Genomic DNA, 21,407 nt, shown 5'->3' with positions numbered 1-21,407 from the left:
TCACCCCGATTTCCCCGACGTGGCCTCTGTGCCCCGCCGTTCCAGTTCCCGATGCCGTTTTGACACCGGCCAGCCTGCATCTGCAAGCACCTTGCTCAATTTTTCTGCGACTGCAACAGAGCGGTGCTGCCCGCCTGTGCAACCAAAGCCGATCGAAAGATGTGCCTTGCCTTCTGCCAGATGCGCCGGCAGCAGCATCAGCAGCAGCCCGGACACCCGTTCGATGAAGTCAACGAAGCGCGGATCCTCGGCGATATGGGCCGCAACCTGCGGAGCACGCCCGTCCCTTTGCCGCAAATCCGGGTCCCAGTAGGGATTGCGCAGGAAGCGGCAGTCGAACACCATGTCGAGCCCGCGCGGCAGGCCCCGCTTGTAGCTGAAGCTTTGCACCGAAACCGCCATGGGCTTTGCCGCCCCCCGACTGAACCAGCCCTGAATCTCGGCTTTCAGGTCATGGGGCGACATTTCGGTGGTGTCGATCAGGTGGTCCGCCCGCACGCGGATCGGTGCCAGAAGGTCCAGTTCGCGGGAGATCCCTTCGCTCGGGGTCTCTGCCGAAGCGAGCGGGTGGCGGCGCCTGGTCTGGCTGTAGCGGTTGATCAGCGTGTTCGGGGCGCAGTCGAGATAGAGCAGCTCAAGCCCCACGCGCGGATCGCGGGTCAGCGTGTCGATCAGCTCGATCAGCGCCGTCGCGCTGAAGTCACGGTTGCGCACGTCAAGTCCCAGCGCAATCGGATGGCCCAAGGACGGCCCGTCGATCAGATGCGGGATCAGCGTCAGGGGCAGGTTGTCGATGACCTCATAGCCCAGATCCTCCAGCGCATGAATCGCGGTCGACCGTCCGGCCCCCGAGGGTCCGGTCACAAGGATCAGCCGGTGTTCCGTCTGCTGGTGGTCAGTTCGTTCCGGCACGCGCATCGTCCCTCAGGCCCGCCGCCCATGCGCAAGCCAGCACATGAGCGAAGATGGAAGATGGGGCGCGGCGCTGGAATAGGCAAGGGCACAGGTGATGCCGGCAATGGCAATTTCCCGAAAGGGCGGCAGTCGGTCGGTCTCAAGCCGGGCAAGGTCGATCACCAGGGCGATCTCGGTTTCTGGCAGATGCGGCGCATTGAGCAGGCCGAGAAAGCGGGCCTCGATCAGACCAGCGGTCGGCGTCGGCGCAAAGGCGATCAGCTTGCCTGCCCTCGGGCGCATCATAGTCTGGTCGTCCGCCACCAGATCGGCGCCCAGTGCCATCATCTGCAGCGCCAGCGTCGATTTTCCCGCGCCGGAAGGCCCGGTTATCAGCAACCCCCGCCCCTTCACCGCCACGCAGCTTGCATGCAGCAAGAGCGGCTCGGCGGTCAAATCGGCAGACCTACCACGAAGCGCGCGCCCAACGGGTCGGAGGTCGGGTCGGCATTGGTCGGGCGGATGTTTTCGGCCCAGATCACCCCGCCATGCGCCTCGACGATCTGCTTCGAGATCGACAGGCCAAGGCCCGAGTTGTTGCCGAAATGCGTGGCCGGACGATCGGAGTAGAACCGCTTGAACACCTTGGCCAGGGCCTGTTCCGGAATGCCGGGGCCGGTATCCTCGACCACGATCAGCACGCGGTTTTCCCGCCGCCGCGCCCAGACCCGCACCGCGTCGCCATCCTCGCAAAACGAAATCGCATTGCTGATGAGGTTGACGAAGACCTGCGCCAGACGCCCCTCCAGCCCGCGGATCAGGATCGGATCGGCCGGGAAATCGGTGATGAACTCCACCCCCTTTTCCCCCGCCTGCTGCCCGAGAAATTCCGCCAGATTGGTCAGGGTGATGACGAGGTTGAATTCCTCTTCCTCTTCCTTGACCAGTTCGCTGTCCAGCCGCGAGGCATTCGAGATGTCGCTGACAAGGCGATCAAGCCGGCGCACGTCATGATCGATCACATCGAGAAGCTTCTCGCGGTGTTCTTCCTTCTTCACCATGCGCAGGGACCCGACAGCCGAGCGCAAGGAGGCCAGCGGGTTCTTGATTTCATGGCTCACGTCGGCGGCGAACTGTTCGTTGGCCTCGATCCGGTCATAGAGTGCGGCCACCATGCCGCGCATCGCAATCGAGAGCCGCCCGATTTCGTCGGGCCGTGCGGCCAGATCGGGAATGCGGATGCGGCCCGGCGACAGCTTGCGCGAATCGCGGTCCCGCCCGAGTTCGGCGGCGGCGGCCAGATCGGACAGCGGATTGGCAATGGTCGAGGCCAGGACAAGGCTCAGGCCGATCGACACCAGAAGCGCAATCACGAACATCTGAAGGATCTGCTCGCGCTCATAACGGACCAGACGGTCAATCTCACCCTCGGCCGAAGCAAGGGCGACGACGCCGAGCAGAGTTCCATTCTGGACAACCGGTGTCGCAACCGAAAAGATCACCCCGCCGCCCGCGCCGCGCCCGGTTGCAACGGCGGTTTCACCCAGCACCGCCTTGGCAAAGAGATCCCCGGCAAGGGCGGTTCCCGAGACCGGCGGGGATACGGTATTGCTGCCGCCGACCACGCCGGAAACCCCGCTCCAGATCGTGTTCAGAAAATCGGTGATGACCGTCGAGCGCGGCTTTTCCTGCGTCTGGCCCGGCCGCGCCTTGCCCCGCCCCTGCGCGATCAAGGCGCCGGACGGATCAAACAGGAACACCTCAAGCCCCGGCCCGACGGCGATATCCCCGACGCTGCGCGGCAAGGCCCCGCCGGCGGCCTGGCTGGCGCTGACGACATTGGCCACAAGCTGGGCTTCGGTGACGAGCGCCTTTTCGCGCTGAACCACAAGGCTGTCACGGAACGGGTTCAGGAACAGCACACCCGAAACCAGCACAATCAGCGCCAGAAGGTTGAAGACAATGATCTTGCGGGCCAGGGGCGAGCGGTTGAGCGAGATCAGGCTGCGCCGTGCCCGGCCCTCGGTGATGGCCGGATCAAGGCTGGCTTCGGCGGTTTCCCAATCCTCGCCCAAAAGAAGATCCCCCGCCTTGGCGGGTCTTGCCCTGGCCATGTCGATCTTGCCGGCGGCTGTCATTCTTCGTTGTAACGATAACCAATGCCGTAAAGCGTCTCAATGGCGGAAAACTCTTCGTCAACCGAACGCATCTTCTTGCGCAGCCGCTTGATGTGGCTGTCGATGGTACGGTCATCGACATAGACCTGATCGTCATAGGCCACGTCCATCAGCTGATCGCGCGACTTCACAAAGCCCGGCCGCTGCGCCAGCGCCTGCAAAAGCATGAATTCCGTGACAGTCAGCGACACGTCCTTGCCCTTCCAGGCGACCGCGTGGCGCAGCGGGTCCATGCGCAGATGCCCGCGTTCGATCAGCTTGGTCTCTTCGGTGACGGCGACCTCGCCGGTGACAATGGCATCCTGCCGCCGCAGAAGCGACCGGATACGCTCTACCAAGAGCCGTTGACTGAAGGGCTTCTTCACATAGTCGTCGGCCCCCATGCGCAGGCCCAGAACCTCGTCGATCTCGTCGTCCTTCGAGGTCAGGAAGATCACCGGCATCGTGGTTTTCTGCCGCAGGCGTTGCAGCAGGTCCATCCCGTCCATCCGCGGCATCTTGATGTCAAGGACTGCCATGTCCGGCAGGCGACGGTTGAACGCGTCCAGCGCGGACTGGCCATCGTTGTAGGTTTCCACTTCGAAACCTTCGGCCTCAAGAGTCATCGCTACCGACGTCAGGATGTTCCTGTCGTCGTCCACAAGGGCGATCCTTGCCATGATTTGGGCTTCCCTATTCTGCTCGGCTTGCCTGAAATTTTTTCACATGATCCATTTTCCGGGCCTCGGAATCAACCAATATGTGCGAATCACCCCGCACATGGCCTCTATTGAGCCATGGAAATTCCCAAGGAATGACTAATTTGCCGCAGTTGTTTCCGATGGTGTCCATTGGTAGCGCTAATCGACAGGTGGTTGCGCTAACTGTGCGAATGCGTCCTATTCCGCCCAAAATCACCATGTTATAGGGCGCGCATCGGGGGCAGCCCCCGATCAACAGGGGCAGGCCATGGCCCGGCCGCCCGATCTCTGATCACCCCGCCCGATTTCGGCGGTAACTGGAGCATGCAGGATGACAAATGGACGTGTGAACCCCAAGGCGACGCTTGAGGCGCAAGGCATCACGGGACTGGGTAACGTCTATTACAACCTTATCGAGCCCGCTCTGGTCGAAGCCGCCGTCGCGCGCGGCGAGGGTCGTCTGGGCAAGGGTGGCGCGTTCCTGTGCAGCACCGGCCAGTTCACCGGCCGCTCGCCGAAAGACAAATTCGTCGTCCGTACTGCGTCGGTCGAAAACACCATCTGGTGGGAAAACAACGCGCCGATGGCGCCGGAGGCCTTTGACCGCCTGCATGCCGACATGCTGTCCCACATGAAGGGCGGCGACTATTTCGTGCAGGACCTCTTTGGCGGCGCCGATCCGGCGCACCGTCTGGACGTGCGGGTTGTGACGGAACTGGCCTGGCACGGCCTCTTCATCCGCCATATGCTGCGCCGCCCCGACCGGGCGGAGCTCGACAGCTTCACCCCGGACTGGACGATCATCAACTGCCCGACCTTCAAGGCCGACCCGGCCAAGCACGGCTGCCGCACCGAGACGGTGATCGCGCTCAACTTCGACAAGAAGCTGATCCTGATCGGCAACACCGCCTACGCGGGCGAGAACAAGAAGTCGGTCTTCACGCTTCTGAACTACATCCTGCCGGAAAAGGGCGTGATGCCGATGCACTGCTCGGCCAACCACGCGCCGGGCAATCTGGATGAAACCGCGATCTTCTTCGGCCTTTCCGGCACCGGCAAGACCACGCTTTCGGCCGCGCCCGACCGCACGCTGATCGGCGACGATGAACACGGCTGGTCTGACAATGGCACCTTCAACTTCGAAGGCGGTTGCTATGCCAAGACCATCAATCTCTCGGCCGAGGCCGAGCCGGAAATTTACGCCACCACCCACAAGTTCGCGACCGTGGTGGAGAACATGGTCTACGACCCCGAAACGCTGGAGCTGGACTTCGCCGACAAGTCGCTGACGGAAAACACCCGCTGCGCCTATCCGCTGGAGTATATCTCCAACGCCTCCGCGACGGGTCTGGGCGGCATGCCGAAGAACGTCATCATGCTGACCTGCGATGCCTATGGCGTGCTGCCCCCGATCGCCCGGCTGACCCCGGCGCAGGCGATGTATCACTTCCTGTCGGGTTTCACCTCCAAGACTCCGGGGACTGAACGTGGCGTGGTCGAACCCACCCCCACCTTCTCGACCTGCTTTGGTGCGCCCTTCATGCCGCGCCGGCCTGAGGTTTACGGCAAGCTCTTGCAGGAAAAGATCGCCAAGACCGGCGCGACCTGCTGGCTGGTCAACACCGGCTGGTCGGGCGGGGCTTTCGGCACCGGGCGGCGCATGCCGATCAAGGCCACCCGCGCGCTGCTGTCTGCCGCGCTGGATGGCTCGCTCAACAAGGTGAAGTTCCGCAAGGATGCCAACTTTGGCTTTGAAGTACCGGTCGAGGTTCCGGGCGTCGATGCCACGCTGCTGGATCCGCGCGCGACCTGGGCCGACAAGGCGGCCTATGACGCGCAGGCCGCCAAGCTGGTGAAGATGTTCTCAGAGAACTTCGGCCAGTATCTGCCGCACATCGACGCCGATGTAAAAGCGGCCGCCATCGGCTGAGGCTGAAGGCCTTTCCGTGCAAAGGCCCCGCCACGCGCGGGGCCTTTGTCATTTGGCCCTTCCCCTCCCCCTCCGTGGGGAGGGGAGAGCGGTGGGGATGTCACAGCATCAGCGCCCGCCAGACCAGATTGACCCCGGTCAGCACCAAAAGCCCCTGCGTCCAGCGCCGGAATCGGGCCTGATCCATCCGGTCCTGCACCCTCTGCCCGAACACCTGTCCCGCCATTGCCGGCAGCACCAGCGCAGCCGAGAACCAGAGGTTCGGCCCGGCCATCAGCCCGGTCTGCAGATGCGCGCCGAACAACACCAGCGCGCCAAGGAAGAATACCACCCCCTGCACCCGAACGGTTTCCACCTTCTCGGCCCCGATCGACAACAGATAGACGATCAGCGGCGGCCCCCAGACCCCGGACACCCCGCCGTAAAGCCCGCCGATCCCGCCCATGATCCACTCGGCGCGGTCCCGATGCTCCAGCCGAAGCGCCAGCTTGCGGCCGCTGATCTGGGCCAGCGCGAACGCGGTGATCGGCAGACCCAGAAGCATCAGGAACGCCGCCTGCGGGATGACGCGCACGAATTGCGCCGAGACGACGATCATTACCAGCGTGGCAATCAGAAACCGGCGGTAGGCCAGAACGCTGTCCCAGGCTGCCGCCACGCCCTGTCGCGTCGCCTGGCTGACATTGGTCACCAGCGTCGGCAGGATCAGCCCGGCCAGCGCCTGCTCGGGCGGCAGGAAGGCTGAGAACGACGAGATCATGATGAGCGGCATGGCGAACCCCGCCACACCCTTCACGAAACCCGCGAACAGCGTGACGGCACAGGCGGCCCAGAAGGCCGGATCGCCCGTCAGGTGCAACAATGACTCCAAGGTCAATCTCCCGGTTTCAGGTGGCATAGCCGCTTGTGCGCCAGACCGCATCCCCGAAAATCTGTGCGACATATTCCATCAGCTCATGCCCCGTTTCACGAAAGGATATTGCGCTGCGCCTGCAAAGTGACTAACTCTTTCGCATCCGCAGAATCCCTAAAGGACTTGCCATGGCTCTCGATGCCCGCACCCCCACCGCGCCGCTTCTGGACGATCTCCTGACGCTGACCGCCGAGGCCCTGCCCGAAGTCGAGGCACTGTTTGCCGAGGCGCGCGAGGCGCTGCGCGGCATGGTGACGGTTGGTGGCAAGATTTCCGGCGCTGCACTGGAGGAGCATCAGTTCGCGGCGCATAGCCTGTCGTGGCTGGCCACCTATACCGAGGCGCTGCGCCAGATGCGTGCCTGGGCCGGGCGGCTGCAAGAGGCGGGCAGCTTTGGCGAGATGGAAGGCCTGTTGCTGCAGATCGCCTATGGCGAATACCTGAGCCAGATCCGCGGCGGCATCCCGATGAGCCAGGGCGAAATGGCCCGGCTGCAAGACCTCGGGGTGGCCCTGCCCGCGCCCGGCGCAGCAGCAGCGCGGCTGATGGCCGAAGGCAACACCCCCGCCGCCCGTGCCCGGCTGGTGGCGCTGATGCGCGACAACCACGGCCGCGCCACCTTTGGCGCGACGGGGCTGGACGAGGAACTGGAAATGATCCGCGACCAGTTCCGCCGCTATGCCGAAGAAAAGGTCATTCCCTTTGCCCATCAATGGCACCTCAACGACGAGTTGATCCCGATGGGGATCATTCAGGAGTTGGCGGAAATGGGCGTGTTCGGCCTGACCATTCCCGAGGAATTCGGCGGGTTCGGCCTGTCCAAGGCTTCGATGGTGGTGGTCTCCGAAGAACTCTCGCGCGGCTATATCGGCGTCGGCTCGCTCGGCACCCGCTCGGAAATCGCCGCCGAACTGATCCTATGCGGCGGCACGCCGGAACAGAAGGCGAAATGGCTGCCGCGTCTGGCCAGCGGCGAAACCCTGCCCACCGCTGTCTTTACCGAACCGAATACCGGCTCCGACCTCGGCTCCCTGCGCACCCGCGCCGTGCGCACCGACGAAGGCTGGGAAGTGACCGGCAACAAGACCTGGATCACCCACGCCGCCCGGACCCATGTCATGACGCTTCTGGCGCGCACCGATCCCGAGACCTCCGATTACCGCGGCCTTTCCATGTTCCTTGCCGAAAAGACCCCCGGCACCGACGCGGCCCCCTTCCCCACCCCCGGCATGACCGGCGGCGAGATCGAGGTCTTGGGCTACCGCGGCATGAAGGAATACGAGCTGGGCTTTGACGGGTTCAAGGTGGCGGCCGACAACCTTCTCGGCGGGGTTCCCGGCCAAGGCTTCAAGCAGCTGATGCAGACCTTCGAATCCGCCCGCATCCAGACCGGCGCGCGGGCGATCGGCGTGGCGCAATCGGCGCTGGAAACCGGCATGAAATATGCCCAGGACCGCAAGCAATTCGGCAAATCACTGATCGAGTTTCCGCGCATCGCCTCGAAACTCGCGATGATGGCAGTGGAAATCATGGTCGCCCGGCAGTTGACCTATTTCAGCGCCTGGCAGAAAGACCACGACAAGCGCTGCGACCTTGAGGCGGGGATGGCCAAGCTTCTCGGCGCCCGCGTGGCCTGGGCATCGGCCGACAACGCGCTGCAGATCCACGGCGGCAACGGCTTTGCGCTGGAATACCAGATCAGCCGCATCCTCTGCGACGCCCGCATCCTGAACATCTTCGAAGGCGCGGCCGAAATTCAGGCGCAGGTCATCGCCCGGCGGCTGCTGGACTGAGCCCCGGCCCCGACCAAAGCCCTTACGCCCCGCCCCGCGACGGGCGCGGCGTGCCAAGCCGGGGATGCAGGTTCTGCGCCAGCCACCAGGACAGGCCGAAGGCCACCCCGCTGGCGGCAAAGATGCCTGAAAGCGGAAACACCAGCAGCACCAGCCAGGCCGCCCCCGGCGTCAGGATGCCCGAAACATCGCGGAAGCTGGAATAGACCGCAGCCATCTCGGCCCGCTCCGACGGCTTGACCGACATCAGGAAGGGCAGGCCGCCGGTCACGTCCAGCATCACCAGCCCGAAAGAGGACAGGAACAGCAGCGCCAGCGCGACATGGGGGAAGGCGGAAAACACCGTCGCCCCGGTGAACAGCAGCGTGCAATAGGCAAGCGTCCACAGCATGGTGCGCCGCACGGTCAGCCGCCGCGCCATCCCAGCCAGCAAAGGCGAGATCAGAAGCGTCGCATTGCTGACCGACAGCATCACCCCGCCCAGCTTGTCCCCCAGCCCACTCTCGATGCAAAAGACCGGCACATAGACGACATAGACCCACCAGCCACAGCTGCGGAACACTGCAAAAAGCCAGCCGATGATGAGGCGCGGCTGCTGGAAGAACCGCCCCAGATAGGCCAGCGGATTGACCGCCGGCCCCCTGGCGCGGGCAATCTGCTTGCCGTTGCCCAGCCGCAGATACCAGAACACCGCCAGCAGCAGCGCCGCAAAGCCCCCCGCCACCAGAAACGGCAGCGGCGCCCAAAGCCCGCGCAGCCAGACCCCGGTCAAAGGCCCCACCGCCCAGGGCACGGCGGCATAGACCATCTGCTGGCCTTGGGTTCTTCCCAGATCGGCGCGGGCGACATAATCCAGCACATAGGCGTTCAGGCAGACAAAGGTCGTCACCGTCGCCATGGCCGAAATCAGGATCGCCAGCTGCACTGACAGCGCCGTGCCCAGAATGAACAGCGCCATCGCCACCAGATAGAGCCCGCATCCCGCCGAATAGACCCAGCGGCGCGGAAAGATCTGGGTCAGTCTAGGCACCATCAGGCCCCAGAACAGCGTGATGACCCCGGCCACCAGATAAACCGTTGACAAATTGCTGGCCGAGCCGAAGGCATCATAGACCGCAATCGGCACGGTCGAGATCAGCGTGCCGCGCACCGCCGCCTCAAGGCCGGACAAGATTGCAAAATCGGTGATCTTCGGAGTCGCCGGGTGCTTCAGATGCAGGGGGATGTAACGCAATGCCATGCGCGCAACTTATCCGGTTCCGGCGGCAAGGCCGGCTCTGTCTGCGACCTCAAAGCGTCGCCAACAGATCCAGGAGCCGGGCGCGCGCGGCGGGCAACGGGCGGCCCTGCAACACCGGCTCCAGCCCTCTGGCCAGGAAATGCCCGGTCACGGCAAAGCCTTGCGCCAACTCCTCCGCGCTCGCACGCCCCTGCCCCAAAAGCACTGCCGGCAAGGGCAAGAGCCGCGCCGCCCAGTCCCCGGCGCCTGCGGCACTGACCGCCCGCCCGGTTTTCGGACTGACATAGACCAGACCCTCGCGCGCGCCCGTCACCGCGCAGCGCCCGAGATCCATACCAAAGCCCAGCTCTTCCAGTAACATCGCCTCCCAGCGCAGGTACTCCTCCGGCCAGCCCGGCCCATACTCCAGAGCCGCGAGAAGCGCCATCGTCGAGCGCCACAGCAACGGATGCGCGACCCGTTCCGGCAGGGCCACATGCAAGAGTGCGCAAATCGCGTTCAACCCCGCCAAAGCCAGCCGATCCGCCATCAACCCCGAACGCAGGTGCAGGGGCTCGACCGAGAACACGCCCATATGCTCCGACAGTCGCGCCTGCCAGGCCACCGCCACCTGCGAGCCTGGCTGCAACACAGCCGCCATCCGCCGCGACGCGCCACCGCGCACCACACCGGCATGGCGGCCATGTACCGCCGTGAACACCTCGATGATCGCCGCACTCTCGCCATGCGCCCGCACGGCGATGATGCAGCCCTCGTCCCGCCAATCCATGCCCCGACTATCGGCCCGAGACGGGGCAAATGGCAAGGCTCAGCCCGCGCTCAGACCCTCGGCATCCAGCAGGCCCATGCCGTCCGCATCCTCGACATCAATCAGCCAGAGATCCGGGTCGCGTCCCCGCTCGCGCGCCAGCATCGCATCCACCTCGCGCTCGTCACCCTCGGCCAGCACCCGCCACAGCCGCGCGCCGCTGCCGAAATCGAACTGCCGCGCCATGGCCTTGGCCCGCCCCCCGGCGCGCACCAGCTTGACCACCACCGCGCCGGCCGTCGGATCGCCCTTGGCCACGACATAGGCCGCAAGCCCCGCCACCCGCAGCCGCGCCAGATAGGCCGCCACCCAGACCCCGGTCGCCAGACGCACGCTCATGCTTTCACACTGGACCAAATATCCCCGCCGGAGGCTCCGACGTCTGCCAGGCGCGCAACCCCGGCCGAATGGCCCGGAATTTGCGCAAATTCCGTCTGCGGCTCAGGCATCGCCGTCCTTGAAATCCAGCCCCATCTCGGAATAGCGCTCGGCCTCTTCCTGCCAGTTCTCACGCACCTTCACCTGCAGGAACAGGTGCACCTTGCGGTCAAGGAAGGCCGAAATCTCGGCCCGCGCCGCCACACCGATGGCCTTGATCGTTTCGCCGCCATTGCCCAGCACGATACCCTTGTGCCCATCGCGCGAGACATAGACGATCTGGTCGATCCGGGTCGATCCGTCGGGCTTGTCCTCCCATTTCTCGGTCTCGACGGTCAGCTGATAGGGCAATTCCTCATGCAGGCGCAGCGTCAGCTTTTCGCGGGTCATCTCGGCCGCGATCATCCGCATCGGCAGATCGGCGATCTGGTCCTCGGGATAGAACCACGGACCCTCTGGCACCTCGGCCGCCAGCCACTCGCGCAGATCGTCAACGCCATGGCCGCGCTCGGCCGAAATCATGAAGGTCTTGGCAAAGGGGAAGGCCTCGTTCACCTGCTGCGCCAAGGCGAGCAGCGCTTCGGCCTTCACCCGGTCGATCTTGTTGATCGCCAGCGCCACCGGCTTGCCGCGCGGCATCTCGTCGCGCAGCCGGTCGATGATGGCCTGCGCCCCTTCGGTCAGCCCGCGATGCGCCTCGATCAAGAGCACGACGATATCGGCATCCGAAGCCCCGCCCCAGGCCGCCTTGACCATCGAGCGGTCCAGCCGTCGCCGCGGGCGGAAGATGCCGGGGGTGTCGACAAACACGATCTGGCTTTGCCCCTCGATGCAGATGCCGCGAATCCGGGCGCGGGTGGTCTGCACCTTGTGGGTGACGATCGACACCTTGGCCCCGACCATGCGGTTCAGAAGCGTCGATTTCCCGGCATTCGGCTCGCCGATCAGGGCAACAAATCCGGCGCGGGTGCCCAGGTTCGCTTCAGTCATTTCTGCTCTCCATCCGGGCCAGAAGCGCCCGGGCTGCGGCCTGTTCGGCGGCGCGTTTCGTTCCGGCGCGGGCGCGTTCCGCCTCGCCGTTTTCGAGTTTTACTTCCACGGTGAATTGTGGCGCATGATCGGGCCCGTCGCGGCCAAGTTCGCTGTAGCTCGGCGGCGGCATGGCGCGTCCCTGCGCCCATTCCTGCAGGCTGGTCTTGGGGTCGCGGGCGTCAGGTTCGACCGCGCCGATGCGGTTGCCCCAAAGCCGCAGCACCAGCGCCTTTGCCGCCTCGAACCCGGCGTCCAGATAGGCCGCGGCAATCACCGCCTCCAGCGCGTCGCCAAGCAGCGCCTCCTTGCGCCGCCCGCCCGAGAGCATCTCGGACCGACCCAGCTTCAGCACCTCGCCCAAGCCCAACTCGCGCGCCACCTCGGCGCAGGTTTCCTTGCGCACCAGCGCGTTGAAGCGCGGCGCGAGCTGGCCTTCGGTCGCCTTGGTATCGGCTGCCAGAAGCGCCTCGGACATCACCAGCCCCAGCACCCGGTCGCCCAGAAACTCCAGCCGCTGGTTGTCGGGCCGCGTCGGCGAGGAGATCGACGAATGCGTCACCGCCCGCACCAAGAGCGCGGGCTGGCGGAACTGGTGCCCGATGCGGCCCTGAAAGGCCAGAAGATCTGCCGAAAGCCTCATTCCACCGCCTTGAAGATCCGGTCACCGCGCCAATCCCAGACCGCCCAGAGTTGTGCCCCCGAGGCAGAGAACAGCACGCGTGTCACCCGTCCTATCACATTTTCCGCCGGCACAAAGCCCAGGCCACCGGTGCCTTGGGCAAATCGGCTGTCAAAGGAATTGTCGCGGTTGTCGCCAAGGAAGAACAGATGCCCCGCCGGCACGGTGAAGGCCTCGGTCCGATCGGCAAAGGCCCCGTCCTCGATGTTGCCGACCAGATAGGTCCGGCCTTCGGCCAGCGTTTCGCGCCGCGTCGCCAGATCGCAGGTCCCGCCCAGCCCGACGACCGCATTGGTGCAGCGGGGCAGGATACCAGCCGGCCCCTGCGGGGCAAAGGGCTCGCTCAGGCGATCTGCCTCGGTCTGGGCCAGCGCCGTTCCGTTCAGCATCACCACGCCGCCCTGCATCTGCACCCGGTCGCCGGGCAGGCCAATCAGGCGCTTGACCATGGCATGGCCGCCGACCGGGTGGCGGAACACCACGACATCCCCGCGCGACAGGCTTTCGGCGCCAGCATAGCGGGTGACGTAATAGTCGCCCACCAGAAGCGTCGGCTTCATCGATTCCGTCGGGCTCCAATACGGCGTCCAGAGCCCGCGTGACAGCCAGTAAAGCGCCATCAGCACCAGGCCGACCGAACCCGCCGCCCGCAGGCCGGCATGGCTGTTGTTGAAGGGCCGGTCCGCGCGCAGCATGAGCGCGGCCAGCGCCACCAGCACTCCGAGATAAGGCACCAGCATCAGTGCCGCCCAGGCCCCGCTGTGTCCGGCATCGTGAAAGCGCCGCACCACGGTCGCCCACCACCAGACCAGAACCAGCCCCAGCACCGGATAGACCAGCCGCTCATAGGCGGGCGCAAGCGACTGGACGGCCAGCAGAACGGCAATCCCGGCCAGCAGCACAAGGAAAACCCGCAAGGCCTGCTTGCGGGTTGTGGTGCCGTTCAGGTCGAAAAGCGCCGTCAGGAAGGGCATGCTTACTCGATCGCCTTGAAATAGCGATCCGAGCGCCAGGTCCAGAAATACAGCATCCGGCTGCCCGCCGAAGAGAACATCACCCGGTCCGCCCGGCCGATCAGATATTCTTCCGACACGAAACCCACCCCGCCTGCGGTTTGCGGATAGCGGCTGTCGGTGGAATTGTCGCGGTTGTCGCCCATGAAGAAGTAGTGCCTTTCCGGCACGGTGAAGACATCGGTATTGTCGGGCAGCCCGGTGGACTCGCCGATGTTCAGCACCGTATGCTCGATCCCGTTCGGCAGCGTCTCGCGGAAGCGCGGCTTTTCGCAGATCTCGCCCATCGACGGCGCATTGGCGCAGCCGGGGCGGTTGCCCATCGGGCCCTGCGGCTCGAAAACCTCCTCGAACACCCCGTCCGGCACCTGCGGCGCGGCGGCGCCATTGATGTACAGCACGCCCTGTTTCACCTGGATCTGGTCGCCCGGCAGACCGATCAGCCGCTTGATCATGTCCGAGCCATTGACCGGATGGCGGAACACCACCACATCGCCGCGCTCGGGTTCCGAGGCCAGAATCCGGCCGGTGAAGGGGCAGATGCCGAAGGGGCAGGAGTAGCGCGAATAGCCATAGGCCATCTTGTTGACGAAGATGAAATCGCCGATCAGCAGGGTCGATTTCATCGATTCCGACGGAATCCAGAACGGCTGGAAGAACAGTGTGCGGAACGCCCCCGCGATCAGAAGCGCCCAGACCACCGTCTTGATGGTCTCGCCAATGCCGCCTTCGGATTTTGCCATGTCTTACGCCTTCTTTCAGGTTCGGCGCTACATGCGCGCCGGGCGGCGGGGAGTCAAGTTCAGCCCCGGTGCGGACGCGCCTGATCCATCCGCCGCCGCATTTCTTCGATCGCCGGACCAAGCCCCATGAAGACCGCCTCGCCGATCAGGAAATGGCCGATGTTCAACTCCCGCACCTCGGGGATGGCGGCGATTGGGGCAACGTTGTCATAGGTCAGACCGTGGCCGGCGTGGACCTCCAGCCCCAGCGAATGCGCCAGCGCCGCGCCTTGGCGCAGGGCCGCCAATTCGGCCTCGGCCGCATCAATGCGGCCCTCGGCGTGCAGGTCGGAATAATGGCCGGTGTGCAGTTCGACCACCGCCGCACCGATGCGGGCCGAAGCTTCGATCTGCGCCGGCGTGTGGCCGATGAACATGGACACCCGGCAGCCGGCGTCCCGCAGGGGCGCAATATACTTCGCCAGCCGGCTTTCATCTCCGGCCACGTCCAGCCCGCCCTCGGTCGTACGTTCCTCGCGGCGTTCGGGAACAAGGCAAACCGCGTGCGGCTTCAGCCGCAGGACGATCGCCGCCATCTCCTCGGTCGCGGCGCATTCGAAGTTCAGCGGAATGCCGATGCCCGCCCGCAACGCCTCCATATCGGCATCGCGAATGTGGCGGCGGTCTTCGCGCAGGTGGGCGGTGATGCCGTCAGCCCCGGCGGCTTCGGCCAGCAGGGCTGCGCGCAGGGGGTCAGGCCAGACTGAACCGCGGGCGTTGCGGACAGTGGCCACATGGTCGATGTTCACACCCAGTCGCAGCTTGTCCATGGCCCATTCCTTCGGCGGTCATTGATCGTCGGGCTTGTGCCCATCCGTCTCTTTTTTGTCGAGTTTGTCGCCATCGCGGTGCGGGCGCAAGCGGGCGGCGGCATCGGCAAGGGTTGCCTTCAGCTTGCGGCGCTTTTCCTTGCGGTCGTCGGCCTTGGCGGCGCGGGCCTTCTGATAGGCCTCGACCAGCGGGATGGTGATGTAATAGCCGATCAGGCTGAGAAGGATGCCCGGCCCCAGCGCCCCGATGAAATAGGGCAGGTAGATTTCATGCCAGAACTGGATCAACCCGTCCCAGCGCGGCACGTCGCTGTTGAAGATCGCCAGCGTGTTGAACCACAGGTCAGATGCCGCCTGTTCGGTCGCGCCGCTGATATAGTCCCAGGACAGCGGCTTTTCGATGCCCAGTATCCAGTGGCCCAGCGTCATCGCCAGAACGGCGAAGAACGGCGTGGTGACGGGGTTGGTGTTGAAGGTCGCCAGCAGCGCGGCAAGCAGGTTGCCGTTGATCGCCCTGCTGGCCAGCCATGCCGCGATGAACTGCATCCCCGGCAAGGGCAGGAACCCGATCAGCGAGCCGGCGAAGACCCCGCGCGCGATGCGGTGGGGCTGGTCGGGCAGGCGGCGCATGCGATGCAGGACATAGCGCGTCGCCCGGCGGAAGCCTGAACGCGGATAGACCTGCTCACGCAGCCACGCGCCCCAGGACAAGGGATCTCTGCGCTTGAAGACCAACCCGTTTCCTTCCCTTCGGGCCTGCCGCCCGAGCCTTGCCCCGCCTTAGGGCTTTCGCGTCACATCCCGATGACGGGCGACTTGCGCCACGTCCGTCTCGGCCTCAAGCGCGGTCATGACCATGTGAAGATGCTCCACATCGCGCAAGTCAACATCAACGATCAAACGGTAAAAATCCGGTTTGCGTTCGGTGAACCGCAGGTCCGAGATATTGGCCTTCTGTTCGCCAATCAAGGTGCAGATGCGCCCCAGGACCCCGGCATCATTCGCAATCGTGATTTCAAGACTGACAGAGTGTATCGGCTTGTGGCGCCCGGCATTCCAGTGCAGGTCAACCCAGCGGTTCGGCTGCTCTTCGAACTCCTCAAGCGCCGGACAGTCGATGGCATGCACCACGACACCCTGACCGCGATAGGTGATGCCGACGATGCGTTCGCCCGGCAGGGGCTGGCAGCACTGGGCGCGGCGGAAGGTCTGCTCGTCGGTCAGACCGACGACCGGGCGCGCAGTGTCCACCTCCTCGGCCGCCGAGAGCGAAAGCTCGGGGTAAAGCGTTTCCACCACCTTGCGGGCGGTCAGCTCGGCCGACCCAAGCCGCGCCAGAAGCTCGGCCTCGTCGGGAACGCCCAACATCTTGGCGGCGGTGCGCAGGGCCTTGTCGGTGGCCTTCTTGCCGACATGTTCAAAGGCGGCGCGCGCCAGTTCATGACCCAAGCGCACGAAGCGCCCGCGGTCCTCTTCCCGCAACGACCGGCGGATTGCGGCCTTGGCCCGGCCTGTGGTGACAATGTCGATCCAGCTGGCCTGCGGGCGCTGGCCTTCGGCGGTGATGATTTCCACCGACTGACCGTTCTTCAGCCGGGTCCAGAGCGGCACGCGGATGCCGTCCACCTTGGCCGAAACGCAGGAGTTGCCGATGCGGGTGTGGATGGCATAGGCGTAATCCAGGGGCGTCGCCCCGCGCGGCAGCTGCACCACGTCACCCTTGGGCGTGAAGCAGAACACCTGGTCGGAGTACATCTCGAGCTTCACATGTTCGAGAAACTCGTCGTGATCCTCCTCGTCCAGCCGTTCGGTCAGGCTGGCGATCCACTTCGCCGGGTCGACCGCAAAGGGGTTCTTCGCCCGTACGCCTTCGCGATAGGACCAGTGCGCCGCCACGCCGGCTTCGGCCACCTCGTGCATCTCGCGGGTGCGGATCTGCACTTCGACCCGCTTGCCGTCCCGACCCGACACAGTGGTGTGGATCGAACGATAGCCGTTGTTCTTGGGCTGGCTGATATAATCCTTGAACCGGCCCGGCACCGCGCGCCAGCGTTGGTGGATCACCCCAAGGATGCGATAACAATCGGCAACCGAGCCGCAGATCACCCGGAAGCCGTAGATGTCGGACAGGCGCGAAAAGGCCAGATCCTTTTCCTGCATCTTGCGCCAGATCGAATAGGGCTTCTTGGCGCGACCAAAGACATCGGCCTCGATCTGCATCTTTTCCAGTTCGGTCCGGATATCGCCGGTGATCTGATGCACCACATCGCCGGCTTCCTTTTGCAGGGTCAGGAACCGGCGGATGATCGAATTGCGCGCCTCGGGGTTGAGAACCTTGAAGGACAGGTCCTCCAGCTCCTCGCGCATCCACTGCATCCCCATGCGGCCTGCGAGCGGCGCATAGATCTCCATGGTTTCACGCGCCTTCTGCGCCTGCTTTTCCGGCTTCATGCTGCGGATGGTGCGCATGTTGTGCAGCCGGTCGGCGAGCTTGACCAGAATGACCCGCAGATCCTTGGACATCGCCATGAACAGCTTGCGGAAGTTCTCGGCCTGCTGCGATTCGGTCGAGGACAGTTGCAGGTTGGTCAGTTTGGTGACGCCATCCACCAGTTCGGCAACCTCGGGGCCGAACAGGCGGTCCACCTCGGAATAGGTGGACTTGGTGTCTTCGATGGTATCGTGCAACAGCGCGGTGACGATGGTCGCATCGTCCAGCTGTTGCTCGGTCAGGATGGCCGCGACGGCGACCGGATGGGTGAAATAGGGCTCGCCCGATTTACGGAACTGGCCCTCATGCATCTGCATGCCATAGGCATAGGCCCGGCGGATCAGGTCGGCGTTGGAGCGGGGGTTATAGTTCCGAACAAGGGCGATGAGGTCTTCAACGTCGATCATCACCGCCCTACCCGGCCTTACGGCCTTGATTCACACTCAGTTTTCGCCCTGGGCTTCCATGAGCATGCGCAGCATGCGCTCTTCCGACATGTCATCGGCCATCGGGCGGTCGATCTCGCCCGACATCAGAAGCGCCATCTGGTCTTCCTCCGGCTCGTCCACCTCGATCTGGGTCTGGTGGCTTTCGATCATGCGCTCGCGCAGCGACCCGGCCGACTGGGTTTCGTCGGCGATCTCGCGCAGGGCGACTACCGGGTTCTTGTCGTTGTCGCGGTCCACCGTCGGGGCCGAGCCGGACTGAATCTCGCGCGCCCGGTGGGCGGCCAGCATCACCAGTTCGAACCGGTTCGGAACCTTGTCAACGCAATCTTCGACCGTCACGCGGGCCATGGGATGCTCCAGTAGGGCTGGGAAAATTGAAGGGCCTATTTAGGCGCGAAACGGGGGCTTGACAAGCGCATAATCAATCGGATGCGGCCGGGGTCAGCCGGACAACCTCCTGCCGGTCAGACTGCGGCAAGGCGGCCAGCATCTCGGCCACGCTCCGGCCAAGCACCGGATGGCGCCAGTCTGCGGCGACATCGGCCAGCGGCACAAGAACAAAGGCGCGATCCTGCAACCGCGGATGCGGCAGGATCAGCCGGTCGGGGGTTTGCCGCGCCTGCTCCTCGGCGGGCAGGCGGCGCCAATGGCCCTGCGTCTCGGCATCGGGCAGCACCATGCCGCCCATCGCCAAGAGATCAACGTCCAGCGTCCGCGACGCCCAGCGCGCCCCGCGCTCCCTGCCGAATCGCGCCTCGACCCGATGCAGCCCCGCTAGCACCGCATCAGGCGCCATCACCTGACGCAACGTCACAAGCGCCGCCGCGTTCACATAATCCGGTCCGGCCCCCGCCGGGAAACACGGCGTCTGGAAAAGCCCGCTGAGGCGCATTTCAGCGCCAAGCTCGGCGGCAACGCCACGCGCGGCTTCGAAAATCAGCTCTGCCGGCGAGAAGGCGCCGAAACGCTGATTGGTGCCAAATGCAACCAGAAGTTGCTTTTCACTCAGGAACACAGGTGCTACCCTATCCGTTAGTTGGTCTTGCCGCAGGGGCGGCGTGCCTGCTACCCAATATCGTTCGCCAATCGAATTGCTACATTACGTAGTTCACTCACGGAAGTTCGATCGGTGCGCTTTTTTTCGAGGGGACGACTGAATGTTTTACAAGGACGAACGGCTCGCGCTGTTCATTGATGGCTCGAACCTTTACGCGGCCGCCAAGTCGCTGGGCTTCGACATCGACTACAAGCTTCTTCGGCAAGAGTTCCTGCGTCGGGGCAAGCTTCTGCGTGCCTTCTACTACACGGCGCTTCTGGAGAATGACGATTATTCGCCGATCCGTCCGCTGGTGGACTGGCTGCACTACAACGGCTTCACCATGCGCACGAAGCCCGCGAAGGAATACACCGACAGCCAGGGCCGCCGGAAGGTCAAGGGCAACATGGACATCGAACTCACGGTCGATGCGATGGAGCTTGCCAGCCGGGTTGACCATGTCGTGTTGTTCTCGGGTGACGGCGATTTTCGTCCGCTGGTGGAAAGCCTGCAACGGCAGGGTGTGCGGGTTTCGGTGGTTTCGACCATCCGCAGCCAGCCGCCGATGATCGCCGATGAACTCCGCCGCCAATGCGACAATTTCATCGAGCTGGACGAACTGCGCGATGTGATCGGTCGGCCGCCGCGCGAGCCGCGCCCGATCGAACGGGAAGACACCGCGGTTGGGGCGAAGTGACCTCCCTTGACCGCAAGGGGCCGGGCGGCGGGTGCCGCCCGGTCTTTCCATGATCTGGACGGAGTTTGCCGCACAGCTTGCGGCCATGGGCGGCATGTTCCTTGCGGCCCTTCTGGCGGCAACACCGGTTCCCATGCAATCCGAACTGACATTTGTCGCCCTCGCGGCAAGCGGCTGGGCCTTGCCGGCCCTGGTCGTGGTGGCAAGCCTTGGCAATGTGCTGGGCTCCTGCCTGACCTACGCCGCCGGGCGCGGCTTTGGCGAGGCCGGCATCTGGCGCTGGTTCCGCCTGCCGCCCGAAAAGCTGGCCCGCGCCGAAAACTGGTTCGCGCGCTGGGGCCGCTGGTCGCTTTTGCTGTCATGGGCGCCCGGGGGCGATGTGGTGGTGGCGCTGGCAGGCGCCTTGCGGATGCCGCTGACGAGTTTCCTGACCCTGCTCACTCTGGCCAAGACTGGCCGCTACATCGCGCTTGCGCTGGTCACTTCCGCCACGCTTTGACGGTTTCCCCTCTGGACCAAAGCCGCCGCAGCCCTTACCTCTCGCCTGCCCCATCCCATAGGTGACAAGATGAGCCTGCCGCCCCTGACCCTTTACCTCGCCGCCCCGCGCGGCTTTTGCGCAGGCGTTGACCGGGCGATCAAGATCGTCGAGATGGCGATCGAGAAATGGGGGGCACCGGTCTATGTGCGCCACGAGATCGTGCACAACAAATTCGTCGTCGATGGCCTGCGCGCCAAAGGGGCGGTCTTCGTCGAGGAGCTGGACGAGTGCCCGACCGACCGGCCAGTGATCTTTTCCGCCCATGGCGTGCCGAAATCGGTTCCCGCCGAGGCCGCACACCGCAACATGATCGCCGTCGACGCCACCTGCCCGCTGGTGACCAAGGTCCATAACGAGGCCGCCCGGCACCATGAGAGCGGCTTGCAGATGATCATGATCGGCCATGAGGGCCACCCCGAAGTGATCGGCACCATGGGCCAGCTGCCACTAGGCGAGGTGCTGCTGGTCGAGACGGTTGCCGATGTGGCGGACCTCAAGGTGCGCGATGCGGCCAAGCTGGCCTTCATCACCCAGACCACGCTGTCGGTGGACGACACCGCCGAAATCGCGGCAGCGCTTCAGGCCCGCTTCCCGGCCATTCTCGCGCCGGCGCATGAGGACATCTGTTACGCCACCACCAACCGTCAGGTGGCGGTCAAGGCCGTCGCGCCGCGGATCGACGCGCTTCTGGTGATCGGTGCGCCGAATTCGTCGAACTCCAAGCGGCTGGTCGAGGTGGGGCGCGCGGCGGGCTGCGCCTACAGCCAGCTGATCCAGCGCGCCTCCGACATTGACTGGCGGGCGCTCGCGGGCATCCGGGCGGTCGGCGTCACCGCCGGGGCTTCTGCGCCGGAAGTGCTGGTGAACGAAGTGATCGACGCTTTCCGCGCCCGCTTCGACACCTCGGTCGAACTGGTGGAAACTGCGCAGGAGAACATCGAATTCAAGGTGCCGCGCGTGTTGCGGACCGAGGAAGCCTAGGTGTGAGTTCTTAGGAGGTCATTCACCCTTGAGAAGGGTGATAGGCCGTTAAGGGCTGAGTGTGGTCTTGATTTGTTGAACCAGTCAAGCCAACGCGGCAGGTCGGCGTTTCGTGCGGTTGAG

General features: G+C 64.7%; 23 protein-coding genes. 5 read left to right on the top strand and 18 right to left on the bottom strand.

Features of this window, described 5'->3' with window-relative positions:
• Genes rapZ through G4Z14_RS12250 form a run of 4 tightly spaced genes read right to left on the bottom strand, consistent with a single transcriptional unit; the run spans position 1 to position 3,730 of the window.
• On the bottom strand, positions 1-918 hold the full coding sequence (rapZ, locus tag G4Z14_RS12265; protein ID WP_164626143.1) for an RNase adapter RapZ: 918 nt from the start codon (positions 916-918) through the stop codon (positions 1-3).
• Positions 919-924: 6 nt separating this feature from the next.
• Entirely contained in the window at positions 925-1,332 is a 408-nt protein-coding gene (locus G4Z14_RS12260; RefSeq protein ID WP_164626141.1) for an HPr kinase/phosphorylase, read from the bottom strand.
• Between the two features lie 14 nt (positions 1,333-1,346).
• Complete coding sequence (locus tag G4Z14_RS12255; RefSeq protein WP_164626139.1) at positions 1,347-3,032, bottom strand: sensor histidine kinase; 1,686 nt, start codon at positions 3,030-3,032, stop codon at positions 1,347-1,349.
• A complete protein-coding gene (locus tag G4Z14_RS12250) occupies positions 3,029-3,730 on the bottom strand; it encodes a response regulator transcription factor (protein WP_164626137.1) in 702 nt (233 codons plus the stop codon). The genes G4Z14_RS12255 and G4Z14_RS12250 overlap by 4 nt, the downstream gene beginning before the upstream one ends.
• Positions 3,731-4,082: 352 nt before the next feature.
• Between G4Z14_RS12250 and G4Z14_RS12245 the strand changes: the two genes are divergently transcribed.
• Positions 4,083-5,681 (top strand): phosphoenolpyruvate carboxykinase, encoded by a 1,599-nt coding sequence (locus G4Z14_RS12245; RefSeq protein ID WP_164626135.1) that lies wholly within the window; start codon positions 4,083-4,085, stop codon positions 5,679-5,681.
• Between the two features lie 100 nt (positions 5,682-5,781).
• Here the strand turns inward: G4Z14_RS12245 and G4Z14_RS12240 are convergent, their stop codons facing one another.
• Positions 5,782-6,552 (bottom strand): sulfite exporter TauE/SafE family protein, encoded by a 771-nt coding sequence (locus G4Z14_RS12240; protein WP_227751710.1) that lies wholly within the window; start codon positions 6,550-6,552, stop codon positions 5,782-5,784.
• 170 nt (positions 6,553-6,722) lie between these two features.
• On the opposite strand from G4Z14_RS12240, the gene G4Z14_RS12235 reads away from it, so the two are divergent.
• Positions 6,723-8,387 (top strand): acyl-CoA dehydrogenase family protein, encoded by a 1,665-nt coding sequence (locus G4Z14_RS12235; protein ID WP_164626131.1) that lies wholly within the window; start codon positions 6,723-6,725, stop codon positions 8,385-8,387.
• 22 nt (positions 8,388-8,409) lie between these two features.
• Here G4Z14_RS12235 and G4Z14_RS12230 read toward each other — a convergent pair whose 3' ends face one another.
• From G4Z14_RS12230 to folK, 12 genes are all read right to left on the bottom strand, one after another.
• Positions 8,410-9,627 (bottom strand): MFS transporter, encoded by a 1,218-nt coding sequence (locus G4Z14_RS12230; protein ID WP_164626129.1) that lies wholly within the window; start codon positions 9,625-9,627, stop codon positions 8,410-8,412.
• A gap of 49 nt (positions 9,628-9,676) precedes the next feature.
• A complete protein-coding gene (gene recO / locus G4Z14_RS12225; protein WP_164626127.1) occupies positions 9,677-10,396 on the bottom strand; it encodes a DNA repair protein RecO in 720 nt (239 codons plus the stop codon).
• Between the two features lie 39 nt (positions 10,397-10,435).
• Positions 10,436-10,774: a DUF1491 family protein gene (locus tag G4Z14_RS12220; RefSeq protein ID WP_164626125.1), complete on the bottom strand. Its 339-nt coding sequence runs from the start codon at positions 10,772-10,774 to the stop codon at positions 10,436-10,438.
• 102 nt (positions 10,775-10,876) lie between these two features.
• A complete protein-coding gene (gene era, locus G4Z14_RS12215) occupies positions 10,877-11,803 on the bottom strand; it encodes a GTPase Era (RefSeq protein WP_164626123.1) in 927 nt (308 codons plus the stop codon).
• Positions 11,796-12,485, bottom strand: coding sequence for a ribonuclease III (gene rnc, locus G4Z14_RS12210; RefSeq protein ID WP_164626121.1), 690 nt, complete (start codon positions 12,483-12,485; stop codon positions 11,796-11,798). The genes era and rnc overlap by 8 nt, the downstream gene beginning before the upstream one ends.
• A complete protein-coding gene (gene lepB, locus G4Z14_RS12205) occupies positions 12,482-13,498 on the bottom strand; it encodes a signal peptidase I (protein WP_164626119.1) in 1,017 nt (338 codons plus the stop codon). Before lepB (G4Z14_RS12205) ends, rnc begins: the two co-directional genes overlap by 4 nt.
• A 2-nt stretch (positions 13,499-13,500) precedes the next feature.
• Positions 13,501-14,280, bottom strand: a complete 780-nt coding sequence (lepB, locus tag G4Z14_RS12200) for a signal peptidase I (RefSeq protein ID WP_164626117.1) — start codon at positions 14,278-14,280, stop codon at positions 13,501-13,503.
• 59 nt (positions 14,281-14,339) lie between these two features.
• Complete coding sequence (locus G4Z14_RS12195; protein WP_164626115.1) at positions 14,340-15,089, bottom strand: pyridoxine 5'-phosphate synthase; 750 nt, start codon at positions 15,087-15,089, stop codon at positions 14,340-14,342.
• 18 nt (positions 15,090-15,107) lie between these two features.
• Positions 15,108-15,800: a DUF2062 domain-containing protein gene (locus tag G4Z14_RS12190; protein ID WP_227751709.1), complete on the bottom strand. Its 693-nt coding sequence runs from the start codon at positions 15,798-15,800 to the stop codon at positions 15,108-15,110.
• Between the two features lie 69 nt (positions 15,801-15,869).
• The gene (locus G4Z14_RS12185) at positions 15,870-17,987 is read right to left on the bottom strand and encodes a RelA/SpoT family protein (RefSeq protein ID WP_164626112.1); all 2,118 of its coding nucleotides are present in this window, start codon (positions 17,985-17,987) and stop codon (positions 15,870-15,872) included.
• A gap of 36 nt (positions 17,988-18,023) precedes the next feature.
• A complete protein-coding gene (gene rpoZ / locus G4Z14_RS12180; protein ID WP_164626111.1) occupies positions 18,024-18,377 on the bottom strand; it encodes a DNA-directed RNA polymerase subunit omega in 354 nt (117 codons plus the stop codon).
• 73 nt (positions 18,378-18,450) lie between these two features.
• Positions 18,451-19,044, bottom strand: a complete 594-nt coding sequence (gene folK, locus G4Z14_RS12175) for a 2-amino-4-hydroxy-6-hydroxymethyldihydropteridine diphosphokinase (protein WP_321573036.1) — start codon at positions 19,042-19,044, stop codon at positions 18,451-18,453.
• A 142-nt stretch (positions 19,045-19,186) separates the two neighbouring features.
• Here folK and G4Z14_RS12170 point away from each other — a divergent pair, with 142 nt between their 5' ends.
• From G4Z14_RS12170 to ispH, 3 genes are all read left to right on the top strand, one after another.
• Positions 19,187-19,762, top strand: coding sequence for a LabA-like NYN domain-containing protein (locus G4Z14_RS12170; RefSeq protein WP_164626109.1), 576 nt, complete (start codon positions 19,187-19,189; stop codon positions 19,760-19,762).
• Between the two features lie 49 nt (positions 19,763-19,811).
• The gene (locus G4Z14_RS12165; protein WP_227751708.1) at positions 19,812-20,261 is read left to right on the top strand and encodes a YqaA family protein; all 450 of its coding nucleotides are present in this window, start codon (positions 19,812-19,814) and stop codon (positions 20,259-20,261) included.
• 69 nt (positions 20,262-20,330) lie between these two features.
• Positions 20,331-21,284, top strand: coding sequence for a 4-hydroxy-3-methylbut-2-enyl diphosphate reductase (gene ispH, locus G4Z14_RS12160; RefSeq protein WP_164626107.1), 954 nt, complete (start codon positions 20,331-20,333; stop codon positions 21,282-21,284).
• Here the strand turns inward: ispH and G4Z14_RS19230 are convergent.
• Positions 21,281-21,385, bottom strand: a complete 105-nt coding sequence (locus tag G4Z14_RS19230) for an integrase core domain-containing protein (RefSeq protein ID WP_227751721.1) — start codon at positions 21,383-21,385, stop codon at positions 21,281-21,283. The two genes, ispH and G4Z14_RS19230, sit on opposite strands and share 4 nt — an antisense overlap.
• Positions 21,386-21,407 lie beyond the last annotated feature (22 nt).

The sequence above is a fragment of the Tabrizicola oligotrophica genome (assembly GCF_011008935.1).
In the GTDB taxonomy this organism is placed as follows: Bacteria; Pseudomonadota; Alphaproteobacteria; order Rhodobacterales; family Rhodobacteraceae; genus Tabrizicola_A; species Tabrizicola_A oligotrophica.
This window is presented reverse-complemented; position numbering and strand designations above follow the sequence as displayed.